This window comes from Corynebacterium propinquum DSM 44285, assembly GCF_000375525.1.
Taxonomy (GTDB): Bacteria; Actinomycetota; Actinomycetes; order Mycobacteriales; family Mycobacteriaceae; genus Corynebacterium; species Corynebacterium propinquum.
This window is the reverse complement of the sequence record NZ_AQXC01000002.1, coordinates 172,471-185,739: the sequence shown is the minus strand read 5'-3', so window position 1 is coordinate 185,739 and position 13,269 is coordinate 172,471. Positions and strand designations below refer to the sequence as shown.

Below are 13,269 nucleotides of genomic sequence, written 5' to 3'. Positions count from 1 at the left end.
ACCGGTACCAACCCGCCTACGATGGGATTTTCCCTGTTTTAGCACTGGTCCAACAGGTTACGCAGCGCCTGATGCTCCGCTTCTGTGACCCAGAGATCATAAACATATTTCACGTGGACCTGTATACGCCCATAATCACAGCGAAACGGCTTGTGCGGCGGCAGCCAGGTAGCAGCATCAGCAGCACCTTTCGCGCGGTTATTGGAAGCATCGACAGCCAGCAGGTTGATCGGATCGTTGGCGAAATCGCGGCGCTTGGTTTCATCCCACTGGAATGCTCCTTTCACCCAGGCGTCGCCAAGCGCAACCACGTGCTCGATATCTACCTGATTATCGCCACGGTGAAAATTGATGGTCTCGCCGGAATATGGGCTGACCAACCGACCGCTTTCGACCAAACACCCCCGGGTCCCGTTGCGGATGGAAATCTCGTCCAAATCGCGTTGCAGAATATCATTCCGGGTATCGCAGCCATTGTGCCCGCCTGCGACGTTAACGTCATCGCTCCACGGCTGGCCAAATAAAGCACGGTCATAATCCGAGTTCGGTGCCCGCCCTTTGATCTCAAGTGCAGCGTGCATGGCGCGGTAATCGAGGCTGTCATCGGTATACACGCCCGGCTCTGCGTGCGGGAAGGAATCCTTCAGGTCTTTGTCTGCTGAAGGTGCAGTAGGTGCACTCGGCTCTTCTGCCCCATCAGTTGCTTGGGCACCCTGAGTGGTTGTAACCGTCGTTGAGACCGTCGACACCGTTGTGGCCATGGAGACCGCTGACTCATGTGAGCCATCGCCGTGCGCAGATTCCACATCCGAACAACCAGCGAGGAAAACCGAGACTATGCCTGCAAGAGCGAGGCCGGTGAGTTTTTTACCTGCGTACATAATTTGCACACAGTAGCACAAGCTCGGGTTTCAACAGGAACGGTGAGACAGCACTGAAACACCTCGCCCAACCATGGCTGAGCACATCGCATGCGCTGCCGCTTGTATACACGACAATGATATAGTTGATGCATCATATATTTTCGATACGCCAAGGAGGAATACCGTGGCAGCAGAAAACGACAACGACTGGGCCGGCGATGCCCAGAATGCTGCAACCGATGGTGAATTCACTCGCGATACCAGCTACATTGCAGATCGCGTCGTTGCCTCCGTCACCGCCGAACAACCGCAAGCCACAAACGACGAGACGCTACATTGGCCGGTACAACCACACCGCTACCGCTTGGTAGCTGCCCGCGCCTGCCCTTGGGCACACCGCGCGGTGATCGTGCGCCGTCTGCTGGGGCTAGAAGATGTCATCTCTTTAGGTCTAGCAGGACCAACCCACGACAAACGTTCCTGGACCTTTGACCTCGACCCCGGCAAAGTCGACCCTGTGCTGCACATTTCGCGCCTGCAAGACGCCTATTTCAAGCGTTTCCCGGACTACCCGCGCGGCATCACGGTGCCTGCACTGGTCGAAGAATCCAGCGGCAAGGTAGTAACCAACGATTTCAACTCGATGGTCCGGGATTTCCAGACCCAGTGGACTGATTATCACCGCACCGGTGCCCCCAATTTGTTGCCACCGGAAGAACAACGCGATGAGATGGAAAAAATCAACGAATTTATCTTCCGGAAATTCAACAACGGCGTCTACCGCGCCGGATTCTCCGCGGCACAAGATGCCTACGAAAAGGCATATTCTGATGTCTTCGAGGTGCTCGACTGGTTGGAAAAGCGCTTGGCGACGCGGCGGTTCATCATGGGCGAGCACATCACCGAAACCGATATCCGCGCGTATGCCACCCTCATCCGCTTCGATGCCGTTTACCACGGTCACTTCAAAACCAATCGCAACAAAATCAGCGAGATGCCCAACGTCTACGGCTACCTGCGTGAGCTATTCCAAACGCCGGGCTTCGGTGATACCACCGACTTCACCGAAATTAAGCAGCATTACTACCTCGTGCACCGCGAGGTAAACCCCATGCAGACCGTGCCTGCAGGGCCAGATATCTCCGGCTTGGCGCAACCACACGGCCGCGATCACCTTCCCGGCGCACCATTCGCAGAAGGAACTAGCCTGCCCGGGACAGTGCCAGAAACAGAACGAGTTAAAAATCCCACCCAAATACAGCGGAAACTGTTCAACTAATTCCCCATTCGAGATGGCGAAAACGCCCTGCAAGGAATATATCCTCGCAGGGCGTTCCTGTTTTTCTGGCTTAGAGCTCAATGCTAAAAGCCAGTGAACAAACCACGACACCGTGCACGTTTAGCCGCTGGCATCACGTGCACTCTTTACAGCACGCTAGCTGTTATCAGCCTTGTTTTGCTTTTCATCCTTTTCGGATGGAGACTCATCGGCCGGGCGGACGGAATCCTGGGCACGGGAATCCGCATAAGTGTCAGCCTTCTTTTCTTCCTTGGCCTCCAACTGATTTTCGTCGGCAAGCAACTTGTAGTCCTCGCCAATGCTGAACTCGACGTCTTCGTCTTCATCCAGCTGGGTAGCAACTTCGTCAGAGACGTAGTTGTAGAGCTCTTTATCACCCAAGTTGGACTCAGCAACCAACTGCTGCATCTCCTCGTTGTGCTTCTTCTCCAGCTCTTTATCTGGGTGCAACGACAGGTACATCAGCTGACGCAGGCGAGCACGCTTGGTGGCCTCATCGCGAATCCGTGCGAAGGACTTAACCCACGCACCAACCAGGATGACGACCATGACCATACCCATGTAGCCCAATACCGGGTAGACGTATTCCATCAAGGTGTCAAAGCCGACGAAGCTGACTGCAAAGCCCAGCAAGGTCCCGACGATGAAGATGACGCGGTACTGACTCTCACGGCCAGCGGACAAGCGCTTACCCAGCGCGTAGAACATACCGATGGCAGTGTTGAAGACCATCGCGAAGATCACCAGCGCCATGACCAAGCCCAGGTTCTCGTTGATGTCAGCAACCAGGGTGAGCATTGGGATCGACGTGCCGTCGATCAATTCAGCGTTGAACAGCATGGCCATCGTGGCCAGTACCAGCATGATGGCATAAGCAATACCACCGAACAGGCCACCCCAGCCGGCTTCACGTGGGTCTAAGTAGTCGCCACCGATAACCAGCGTCATCGATACAGCCAAGATCAGCGCCAAGCCGTTATAGTTCAGCGCGGACAGCAGCCAGTTACTAATAGGGCTTTCAATTTCTGCCGACCGTTGCGCGACCAGGTTGACATCATCTGGCCAGTTCACGAACGTGTACACCGCTACGGCAAGAATCGCGATGATGATCAGCGGAGTGAGCAGCCCGATGATTCGGGATACTTTGTTGACATCCAGCATGCCGGCGACAAGCACCAACCCCAGCATGACGGTGGAACCAACCCATGGCTGCCAACCGAATTGCTGCTCCAGGTTGGAGCCAGCGCCGGCGAGCATCACGAAACCAATGGAGAACAACGTGATGACTACGGAGATATCCAGCAGGATCGACACGATTGGGTGCGTCGTACGCTTGAACACCAGCCGGTGTTCACGGGCGTGGAAATAGCTGCCCAGCTGCAGGAAAACTGTTCCGGCAAGCGCCATCACGATGCCAGCTATCGCAGCACCTGCCAGCCCCCACATTCCATAGGACGAGAAATATTGCACGACCTCACGGCCGGTGGCGAATCCCGCACCGACAACGAGGCCCACAAAGGACAAGGCAATACCTGTAATGCGTTTATAGGACACCGAATTATCGCTCTTTCTTTGCTTAAGAAAACTGTCTTCGGATGATTGACGTTCCTACGATACACGCATCACAGCATTGTGTGTTTTTGTTTTCGCCTCTATTAGCTACTGTGCAAGCTTTTCCGCGATCAATTTATTGACTTGACCTGGGTCGGCTTTGCCTTGGGTCGCTTTCATCACGGCACCGACGATGGCACCGGTGACCTTTGTGTTTCCAGCGCGGTATTTCTCGACGATATCCGGGTTTTCGGCCAGCGCATCGTCCACGGCCTTCTCGATCGCACCATCATCACGCACGACCTCCAGGCCACGCTTGGCGACAACCTCGTCGACGTCTCCTTCGCCTTCCAGCACTCCGTCCACGGCTTTGCGACCCAACTTGGTGGTCAGTTTGCCTTCCTTAACCAGCTCCACGACGCGAGCAACCTGCGCCGGGGTGATCTCCAACGCTGCCAACTCCACACCAGCTTCATTGGCTTTGCCAGACAAGTAGGACACCCACCAGGCACGTGCTTCGTCGGCACTCGCACCATGCTCAGTGGTTTCAATGATCAAGTCCAACGCCCCAGCGTTGACCAGATCACGCATTTCTTTGTCTTTGAGCCCCCACTCTTCCTGAATACGCGCGCGGCGAATCCACGGCATTTCTGGCAGCGTCTGCCTGATCTCTTCGACCCATTCACGTGGGGCGGAAACTGGAGGCAAATCCGGATCATTGAAATAGCGGTAATCCTCGGCAGTTTCTTTTGGGCGTCCCTTGGAGGTTGAGCCATCGGATTCCTGGTAGTGACGGGTCTCCAGAGCGATCTCCTCGCCGTTGTCCAGTGCGTACGCCTGGCGCTGCATCTCGAAGCGCACGGCCTGCTCGACTGATTTCAACGAGTTGATGTTCTTCGTCTCTGTGCGGGTACCGAATTCTTCACTGCCCTTTGGCCGCAGCGAAAGGTTGGAATCCACGCGCATAGACCCCTGGTCCATGCGAGCATCAGAAACCCCCAGCGCAGCGACGAGTTCACGCAGGGCGGTGACATAAGCACGGGCCACCTCTGGGGCACGTTCACCAGCACCGACAATTGGTTTGGTCACGATCTCGATCAGCGGAATGCCAGCACGGTTGTAATCAACCAGCGAGGCAGTAGCACCGTGGATACGACCATCAACACCGCCAAGGTGAGTCAATTTGCCCGTATCTTCTTCCATATGGGCGCGCTCGATCTCAACACGCCATTCGGTGCCATCATCCAACACCACGTCCAGGTAGCCGTCGTACGCGATCGGCTCGTCATACTGAGAGATCTGGTAATTTTTCGGCTGATCCGGGTAGAAGTAATTCTTCCGGGCAAACCGCGACGATTCTGCAATCTGACAATTCAGCGCCAAGCCAATTTTGATCGCCCATTCGACTCCCTTCTCGTTCACGACGGGGAGAGCGCCAGGTAATCCCAGCGAAACTGGATCCACGTTGGAGTTAGGCTCATCACCAAAATGGGCCGAAGAGGTCGAAAACATCTTGGTTTCCGTACCCAATTCCACGTGAACTTCCATGCCCATCACCGGGTCGTATTTTTCTAGGACTTCGTCATAGTCCAGCAAGTCATACATCGCAGCAGTCATAGCCACCATGGTAATGGTTTCTGTCTCGCTTTCGTGCACAGGGTTTCCGGGTTGCTGCAATCTAGCCGAACGCAAGCAAGCCGACTGCAAGCTAGCCGAATAACGCCTCGGCAATCTCATAACGCTGCATCGGCACAGTTTTTACCTTGGCGACGACTTCTGACAAAGGAACAGTCTCGATAAATTCGCCGCGAAGCACCACTGAAGATCCAAACTCGCCCCTGTGCGCCGCACGCGTAGCATGTACGCCAAACCGACTGGCAAGAACGCGGTCGAACGCCGTGGGAACGCCACCGCGTTGCACATGCCCCAACACAGTGGTGCGCACGTCGTAGCCAGTAGAGCGCGAGATTTCCTCACCAATTAACTGCCCCATCCCGCCGAGGCGACGGTGGCCGAATTCGTCGACGCCTTTATCATCGACCGCCATGGTTCCAGGTCGCGGTTGCGCCCCCTCGGCGACGACAATGATGCCGTATTTCTCGCCCATCTGAAAGCGCCGTTCCATCGACTTCGTGATCTCGCTGACATCGAAAGGCACTTCCGGAATCACAATATGATGCGCACCGCCGGCCAAACCCGCATGCAAAGCGATCCACCCGGTATGGCGCCCCATGACCTCGACCAGAAAAATCCGCTTGTGCGATTCCGCGGTGGTGTGCAGCCGATCAATCGCGTCGGTAGCAACGGCTACCGCGCTGTCGAACCCAAAGGTGTAATCGGTGGCCAGTACATCGTTATCAATGGTCTTGGGCACTCCAATCACCGGCACCCCATTATCCGCCAGCCACTTTGCCCCCTTGAGCGTGCCTTCCCCGCCAATTGCGATTAAGGCATCAACGCGGGCGTCGGCAAGATTCGCCTTAATCGTTTCCAGATTGGCTTTGAAAATATCAGGGTGCAGGCGACCGGTCCCCAAAATAGTGCCGCCCCGGACAAGGATCTTGTCGATGGCATCGTCGTCGTAGAGATCGACCCGATCATCATCTAATAACCCCAACCAACCATCGCGGTAACCGACAACGGTGGAATCATGCTCTTGATTCGCCGTGCGCACGATGGCACGGATAACGGCGTTCAGACCCGGGCAGTCGCCTCCCGAGGTCAATGTGGCAATGCGCATGCTTCTACTGTAGGCAACCCGCGACGTGGTGTCAGTAAGTGGTGGGCTTCCCTACGGTGCTCAGCATCGAATTAGCTGATAGCTCAATGAGCTCAGTGTCTAGTCAGGCGCAATCGTCTAGATGGTCTTGCGATAAAACAGCGAGGTCACCAAACCAATGGCAAGCACAACGACCAACAACAACACGGTATTCGCGGTACCAACGGCCAAGCCTTGCGCGGCGACGGTAATCTGCATCAGCGCCGACAAGATAGATACTCCCATCACCGAACCCAACTGCCGCGCGGTGTTATATACCCCTGATGCTGCCCCCATGATGGGAGCTTCCACATCACGCATCGTCGTCACAGAATTCGTGCCCCAAATAAATGATTGTCCGATTCCCAAAAAACTCACAACAATCGCCAGCCACCAGACTGGTTGTTCATGGGCCATGATCCACCACGACGCCGCACAGGCTGCCAACATGACGCTAAAGCCAGCGACCACCAGATTGCGTGGGTGAAATTTATCGGCCATAATGCCCGCGATTGGCGAGACAAACAACGAGGTCAATGCCATCGGGGCGATGACAAGGCCGGCCGTTCCAGAATCTAAGTCTTGACCATCTTGCAGCCACAGCATGATCGGCAACATCAGAGAAGCAGCCATAAATCCCATGCACGAAATAATGATAATGCCCAGGCGATAATTGTGATTCTGGAATAAAAACAGCGGGATCATCGCTTCCACGCCGCGCGCCTGTGCACTGCCTTGCAGCTTGATAAAGCCAAACAATCCCGCAATGCCCAAAGCCAGCAGCAACCAAATCCACCACGCCCAATTGGCTTCCGGTGCTTGTTGGATCGCACCGACGACCAACAGCATTGACACCAACGAGACCACGACAGAAACCGGGTCGAGATTGCGTGCGTAGGTCGGCATCCGAGGCACCCAGATAGTGGCCAAGGCGATGGCGATAACACCGAAAGGAACTTGAATCAGAAAAACTGCGTGCCACGATGCAGATTGCACTAGAAAACCGCCCAAAACCGGGCCGGTTATCGCTGCAACCGAACCGATAATGCCCCACACGCCGAGTGCACGTCCACGACGCTCCCGGGCAAATACCCGGTTGATCACCGACATCGTCTGCGGCATTTGGATGGAAGCACCAAGCCCCTGCAGGCACCGCGCGGCAATCAATAGTTCGATCGTGGGAGCTAAAGCAGAAGCCACCGCCCCGATAACAAAAACCGCGATGCCAATACGGAATAAGCGGCGTTGCCCGAAACGGTCCCCCAGACGACCGGTAAATAGCAACGGCACGACGACGAATAACAGGTACCCCGACGACACCCACAAAGTTTCTGCCAACGTGGCATCGAACGCCCGGCGGATGCTCGGAATTGCCACCGCGATCAAAGTCTGATCCAACAAAGACATGAAAAAGCCCAACGAGAGGGCGAACATTGCCTTCCACGCTTGAGCTTCTGGAAGCACCGTATCTGCAGGAGCAGAACGGGGCGGCTGTGCAGAAGTCATTTGGTGTGCAGAATTCTGTGGTTGTACAGATGCTTGTCGTGGATCGGGCGAGGTAGTCACCCCGCCGATCCTAGCGTGGAACAGCTGCTGCAACAGTGTGAATCTGCTATCGCTATGACACCAATCAGCGACCACGACAGTGCAGACTGCACCGCGCTGCCCAGAGGCCTAGACTAAAAGGCATGGCACTTATTGATAAGAAATCCCCACAGGAAGTATCTACCGCAACCACGACCGCATTCGGCCTGGTGGGCGGCTACCTCACCGCCGTGCAAACCGGAATCCGACCACTCGGCGGCGTCGTACTGGGCGCTGCAGGCTACTGGGCAGCTCGTTCCTGGGCCGCAAAAACCAGCCCAGCTACCACCGCTGGCTTACTCGGCGGCTACGTGGCCGCCTTCGGTCTATCACACCCACTGGCAAAGAAAATCGGTTCCTGGCCAGCAGTAGGCGTAGTCACCGCAGCTACCGCTGGGGCGGCCTACGCCATCTCCGACAGGAAATAACGACGCAAGCTAGTTGCTCGTCAAAGCCTCATAGGCTGCACCGACGCGGTACAAACGATCGTCGGCGAAGGCCGGGGCCATGATTTGCAGGCCGGTCGGCAACTGGGTATCGGCCGCCATGCCGGATGGCACGGACATACCGCACACACCAGCCAGGTTCAACGGCAACGTGCACAAGTCGAAGTTGTACATCGCAGTCGGGTCTTCCACCTTTTCCCCCAGTGGGAAGGCCGTGGTCGGCGTCGTTGGGGAGACCAACACGTCGACTTTTTCGTATGCGCGAGCGAAATCCTGCGCCACCAACGTACGGATACGCTGTGCTTGCAGGTAATACGCGTCGTAGTAGCCCACGGACAGCGCGTAGGTGCCGACCATAATCCGGCGCTTGACCTCTGGTCCAAAACCAGCCTCGCGGGAAAGCTCCATCACACGGTTCGCGGAATTCTCACCGTCGTCGCCAACGCGCTTGCCGTAACGCATGCCGTCGAAACGTGCCAGGTTAGAAGAGACCTCACACGGCATAATCAGGTAATACGCGGCCAATGCGTCGTCAAAGTGAGGGCAATCAACTTCAACAACTTCCGCGCCATTATCGACCAACGTCTGCACCGCCTTGCGGTATTGATCCATCACGCCAGTCTGCCAACCATCGCGCTCAAATTGCTTGATGACGCCAACTTTAAGGCCTGTCACATCACCGTGTGCGCCCTCGCGGGCAGCGGCAACGACATCCGGAACTGGTTTGTTGATGCTGGTGGCATCGTGTGGGTCGTGACCTGCGATGACCTCATGCAGCAGCGCGGTATCCAGTACGGTATTCGCACACGGGCCAGCCTGATCCAACGAGGATGCGGCCGCGATCAAGCCATAACGCGACACCGTGCCGTAGGTAGGTTTCACACCGACGGTATTGGTCAGCGCAGCCGGCTGGCGGATGGAACCACCGGTATCCGTACCAATGCCCAACGGTGCCTGGCCGGATGCCAACGCAGCCGCGGTACCACCGCCGGAACCACCAGGAGTACGTTCTGTGTCATAGGGGTTTCGAACTGGGCCAAAAGCCGAGTTTTCATTCGATGACCCCATCGCGAACTCATCCAAGTTGGTTTTACCCAGGATCGGAATCCCAGCTTCGCGCAGACGCCGGGTTACGGTCGCATCATATGGACTGCGGTAGCCTTCCAGCATCTTGGAGGCAGCTGTGGTGGGGGCGTCGGTAGTCACCAACAAATCCTTGAGCGCCAGCGGCACACCCGCCAATGGTGAAGCGGGCTTTTCGCCGTTGTCCAAAGCCTTGTCCACGGCATCGGCGGCGGCCAACGCTTCGTCGGCTCCAACGTGTAAAAACGAGTTCAGCGTCTCGTTGGTTTCGCTGATGCGGTCCAAGTATGCCTGGGTAACCTCCCGCGAGGTGATCTCGCGATTATGGATGCGCTGCGCCAAATCCGCTGCGGTTTCCGAGGTGGTGCCATCGTGTGGACGCGTAAATTCAGTCATTAATTATCTACCTCTGTCGCTCTTTCAGAATTTGTCAGCTGCTCGTATTCGTGCGCTGAACTAACCACGAATCTTCGGAACCACGAAACGATCGTCGCGCGCATCCGGAGCTTGGTCCAGGGCCTGCTCCGAATTCAGTGTGCGCACTACTTCGTCGCGACGCATCGCGGCGTCCACCGAATGCGGGTGGCTCATTGGTTCTACTCCGGTGGTGTCCACGTTTTGTACTGCTGATACCACATCGACGATGCCGTCAATCTGTTCTGCATAAGTAGCGATTTCTGCATCGCTCAAAGCCAGGCGGGACAGCTTCGCCAAGTGCTCAATTTTCTCGCGGGAAATTTCTGACACAGTCGATTCAATCCTTCGATATCCGTGAATCCTTTTTCTTCCGTACTATGCTACGCCACTGGACCCATCGATTAACCAACGCCTGCGAGTCTGGTACGTGAGACTGCAAAGCACTGTTTTTGCCCCCAAAGTGACGTGCCAGATTGCTAGGATAGTGACAGCGAACTAGACGCTCAGAAAGTGGTGGCAACAACTCATGTCGTTTTTGATCCGTGTCCTGCTCCCGGATACCCCCGGAGCGCTCGGACAATTAGCCGACGCCATCGGCCAAACTGGCGGCAATATCCAGTCCGTCGACATCATCGAATCGTTTTCCGCTGATGCGGTCATGGACGATATCGTTGTCGATTTACCCCAAGGAGTCATGGCCGATGCCCTCATCACGGCAGCCAATTCCGTGGATGGTGTGGAGGTCGATTCGATTCGCCCATTTTCCGGCCGAGTAGACCGGCGGGGCCAAATTGAGATGCTGTCAGAGCTGGCAACCAGCCGTGGAAGCCTACGCACCTCGCTTCAAGATTTCGTCTCAGTTTTCCCCAAAGCCCTGACTTCTTCCTGGGCGATCATCGTTGATACCACGAACGAGATCACACGTGTGGCCGCCTCGAGTGCGGCGCCGGAAGATGATGGCTCCATCCCCGCCGATATTGACATCACCGCGGCCCGAGTGCTGATTGCCGAGAGTGAAGACTGGATCCCAGATTCCTGGCGCATCCTCGATTCCGCACTCGCCGGCGCTCCACTGGGCGACAGTGGCCTGGTACTAATTATCGGCCGAGCTGGCGGCCCAGATTACTTGGCCAGCGAAGTGGTTCACCTTGGGCATCTGGGCAATATCTTGGGAAAGTTAATCGATTAATTCGCCGTCGAGAAGCTGCACGAATTCTGCTTCCGACAAGATTCGCACGCCCAGATCACGCGCCTTGGTTTCTTTCGAGCCCGCATTTTCCCCAGCCACCAGGTAATTGGTCTTTTTCGAGACCGAACCGGTGGCTTTTCCACCCCGGGAAACGATGGCTTCTTTCGCGCTATCGCGGCTAAAGCCCTCCAGCGTTCCGGTAACCACAATCGTCAGGCCTTCCAGCGTCTGCTCCACGCGTTGGTCAGCCTCGACTTCCATCGTCACACCGGCCTCGGCCCACTTATCCACGATCGCACGATGCCATTCGACACCGAACCAATCCTGCAACGAATTCGCGATCGTCATTCCAACGCCATCCACATCAGCGATCTTGTCGACGTCGGCCTCCCGCAGCGCCTGCATGGAGCCAAAGCGCGTCGCCAATGCCCGCGCCGCAGTGGGCCCGACGTGGCGGATCGACAGCGCGATAAGCACGCGCCAGAAATCCGCCTGGCGTGCGGTCTCGAGGTTTTCCAGAAGCTTCTCGCCGGACGCGTTGACCACGCGTTTCGTCTTGTCCTCTTTGTCCAGCCGGGTGTAGACGCTGGATTTCGTAAGCGCGACTTCGTCGATAGCAAACAGGTCAGACTCATCGACCACCACACCACTGGCGATCAGATCATGGGCGCCTTTTTCGCCGAGTGCTTCGATGTCGAAAGCTTTACGGGAAGCCAGGTATTCCAAGCGCGCACCCAGCTGCGCCGGGCACGACTGTGCATTCGGACACCGCCAGTCAGCATCGCCTTCTTTTTGCGGCGCCAGGATGCTGCCGCACGAGGGGCATTCTTTCGGAAAAGACCACTCGTATTCGCTGCCGTCGCGCTGCGCGGTCACTGGACCCAACACTTCCGGAATAATCTCACCGGCTTTGCGGATGACCACGGTATCGCCGACCAACACCCCTTTGCGCTTCACTTCCGTTTGGTTGTGCAGAGTCGCCATCGACACGGTGGTTCCCGCAACAAAGACCGGCTCCATCACCGCATAAGGAGTGACACGTCCGGTCCTGCCGACGCCCACCTCAATACCCAATAGCTTGGTGGTGACTTCTTCTGGTGGATACTTATAAGCAATTGCCCATCGCGGAGCGCGCGAAGTAGCGCCCAGACCACGCTGTGTAGACAAGTCATCAACCTTGACTACCAGGCCATCCATCTCGAAAGAAGCATCATGACGATGCTCACCCCAGTACGAGACTTGCTCAAGTACCTCGGCGCTCGTTTCCACGCGTTTGGTGTATGGCGAAACCGGAAGCCCCCACGCCTCCAACGCTTGATACGCATCCCACTGCGAGCCCGGCGCGAAGCCTTCCCGGGCGCCCAGGCCATGGGCGATCATGCGCAGCCGACGTTTTTTCACTTCTTCGGTGTTTTTCATGCGCAGCCCACCGGCCGCCGCGTTGCGCGGGTTAGCGAACGTCTCTGGCTTCTTACCTTTTTCTTCGGCGAGCCGGACGCGTTCTTCGTTGATGGCGGCGAAGTCTTCGGGGTTCATATAAACCTCACCGCGAATTTCGATAAGTTCCGGGACCGGGTATTCGTCGGTTCCGGTGAGCTCGTGTGGGATATCGTCGATAACGCGGGCGTTGACGGTAATGTCCTCCCCTGTGGTGCCATCGCCACGGGTGGCTGCGCGTTCCAACTGCCCGTTGCGGTAGACCAGATCCACCGACAGACCGTCGATTTTCAGTTCGGTCAGATACGCAGGAGCTGGCGTACGCGCGAGCCAATCACGGAGCTCGTCGTCGGTAAAAGCATTATCCAGGCTGAGCATCGGCTCGAGGTGATCAACATTGGCAAAGCTGGATTCTTCCGGGACGGGTGCGCCGACTTCCATGGTTGGTGAATCGGGCACCGCGAGTTGCGGGTGCTGCTTTTCTAATTCTGCAAGCTTACGAAGCAACGCATCGAATTCCGCATCTGGGATTTCTGGTTGCTCGTTGTAATAGCGTTCGCGGTGGTAGCGCACTTCGTCGGCAAGCTCGTTCCAGCGGCGACGCAATCCTGCTTCATCAAAATCACTCACGTGCGCCTAGT

General features: G+C 56.5%; 11 protein-coding genes. 3 read left to right on the top strand and 8 right to left on the bottom strand.

From position 1 onward, the window contains the following. Positions 1–38 precede the first annotated feature (38 nt). On the bottom strand, positions 39–881 hold the full coding sequence (locus tag B142_RS11670) for an HNH endonuclease family protein (protein ID WP_018120047.1): 843 nt from the start codon (positions 879–881) through the stop codon (positions 39–41). Between the two features lie 166 nt (positions 882–1,047). Between B142_RS11670 and B142_RS0102885 the strand changes: the two genes are divergently transcribed. Then, positions 1,048–2,142 (top strand): glutathione S-transferase C-terminal domain-containing protein, encoded by a 1,095-nt coding sequence (locus tag B142_RS0102885; protein WP_018120046.1) that lies wholly within the window; start codon positions 1,048–1,050, stop codon positions 2,140–2,142. 156 nt (positions 2,143–2,298) lie between these two features. Here B142_RS0102885 and B142_RS0102880 read toward each other — a convergent pair whose 3' ends face one another. The 4 genes from B142_RS0102880 to B142_RS0102865 all read right to left on the bottom strand — a co-directional run bounded on the left by B142_RS0102880 (position 2,299) and on the right by B142_RS0102865 (position 7,978). Further along, positions 2,299–3,717 carry a YkvI family membrane protein gene (locus tag B142_RS0102880; RefSeq protein WP_018120045.1) on the bottom strand — a complete coding sequence of 473 codons (1,419 nt, stop codon included), beginning with the start codon at positions 3,715–3,717 and terminating at the stop codon, positions 2,299–2,301. Positions 3,718–3,822: 105 nt separating this feature from the next. Beyond that, a complete protein-coding gene (gene gatB, locus B142_RS0102875) occupies positions 3,823–5,340 on the bottom strand; it encodes an Asp-tRNA(Asn)/Glu-tRNA(Gln) amidotransferase subunit GatB (RefSeq protein ID WP_026167784.1) in 1,518 nt (505 codons plus the stop codon). 82 nt (positions 5,341–5,422) lie between these two features. After that, positions 5,423–6,454 carry a 6-phosphofructokinase gene (locus B142_RS0102870; RefSeq protein WP_018120043.1) on the bottom strand — a complete coding sequence of 344 codons (1,032 nt, stop codon included), beginning with the start codon at positions 6,452–6,454 and terminating at the stop codon, positions 5,423–5,425. A gap of 117 nt (positions 6,455–6,571) precedes the next feature. Continuing rightward, positions 6,572–7,978 carry a DHA2 family efflux MFS transporter permease subunit gene (locus tag B142_RS0102865; protein ID WP_018120042.1) on the bottom strand — a complete coding sequence of 469 codons (1,407 nt, stop codon included), beginning with the start codon at positions 7,976–7,978 and terminating at the stop codon, positions 6,572–6,574. A 182-nt stretch (positions 7,979–8,160) separates the two neighbouring features. Here B142_RS0102865 and B142_RS0102860 point away from each other — a divergent pair, with 182 nt between their 5' ends. Further along, on the top strand, positions 8,161–8,484 hold the full coding sequence (locus B142_RS0102860) for a hypothetical protein (protein ID WP_018120041.1): 324 nt from the start codon (positions 8,161–8,163) through the stop codon (positions 8,482–8,484). Between the two features lie 9 nt (positions 8,485–8,493). Here the strand turns inward: B142_RS0102860 and gatA are convergent, their stop codons facing one another. Both gatA and gatC read right to left on the bottom strand, forming a co-directional pair. Further along, positions 8,494–9,981: an Asp-tRNA(Asn)/Glu-tRNA(Gln) amidotransferase subunit GatA gene (gene gatA / locus B142_RS0102855; RefSeq protein WP_018120040.1), complete on the bottom strand. Its 1,488-nt coding sequence runs from the start codon at positions 9,979–9,981 to the stop codon at positions 8,494–8,496. Positions 9,982–10,041: 60 nt separating this feature from the next. Then, positions 10,042–10,332, bottom strand: a complete 291-nt coding sequence (gatC, locus tag B142_RS0102850; protein WP_018120039.1) for an Asp-tRNA(Asn)/Glu-tRNA(Gln) amidotransferase subunit GatC — start codon at positions 10,330–10,332, stop codon at positions 10,042–10,044. Positions 10,333–10,528: 196 nt separating this feature from the next. Here gatC and B142_RS0102845 point away from each other — a divergent pair, with 196 nt between their 5' ends. Next, the gene (locus tag B142_RS0102845; RefSeq protein ID WP_018120038.1) at positions 10,529–11,191 is read left to right on the top strand and encodes an ACT domain-containing protein; all 663 of its coding nucleotides are present in this window, start codon (positions 10,529–10,531) and stop codon (positions 11,189–11,191) included. Here the strand turns inward: B142_RS0102845 and ligA are convergent. Further along, positions 11,180–13,258, bottom strand: coding sequence for an NAD-dependent DNA ligase LigA (gene ligA, locus B142_RS0102840; RefSeq protein ID WP_018120037.1), 2,079 nt, complete (start codon positions 13,256–13,258; stop codon positions 11,180–11,182). The two genes, B142_RS0102845 and ligA, sit on opposite strands and share 12 nt — an antisense overlap. Positions 13,259–13,269 lie beyond the last annotated feature (11 nt).

Coding starts and splice junctions, on each gene's coding strand:
- B142_RS0102845 (WP_018120038.1), top strand. CDS start 10,529: ATGTCGTTTTTGATCCGTGTCCTGCTCCCGGATACCCCCGGAGCGCTC.
- B142_RS0102865 (WP_018120042.1), bottom strand. CDS start 7,978: ATGACTTCTGCACAGCCGCCCCGTTCTGCTCCTGCAGATACGGTGCTT.
- gatA (WP_018120040.1), bottom strand. CDS start 9,981: ATGACTGAATTTACGCGTCCACACGATGGCACCACCTCGGAAACCGCA.
- B142_RS11670 (WP_018120047.1), bottom strand. CDS start 881: ATGTACGCAGGTAAAAAACTCACCGGCCTCGCTCTTGCAGGCATAGTC.
- B142_RS0102860 (WP_018120041.1), top strand. CDS start 8,161: ATGGCACTTATTGATAAGAAATCCCCACAGGAAGTATCTACCGCAACC.
- B142_RS0102870 (WP_018120043.1), bottom strand. CDS start 6,454: ATGCGCATTGCCACATTGACCTCGGGAGGCGACTGCCCGGGTCTGAAC.
- gatB (WP_026167784.1), bottom strand. CDS start 5,340: ATGGTGGCTATGACTGCTGCGATGTATGACTTGCTGGACTATGACGAA.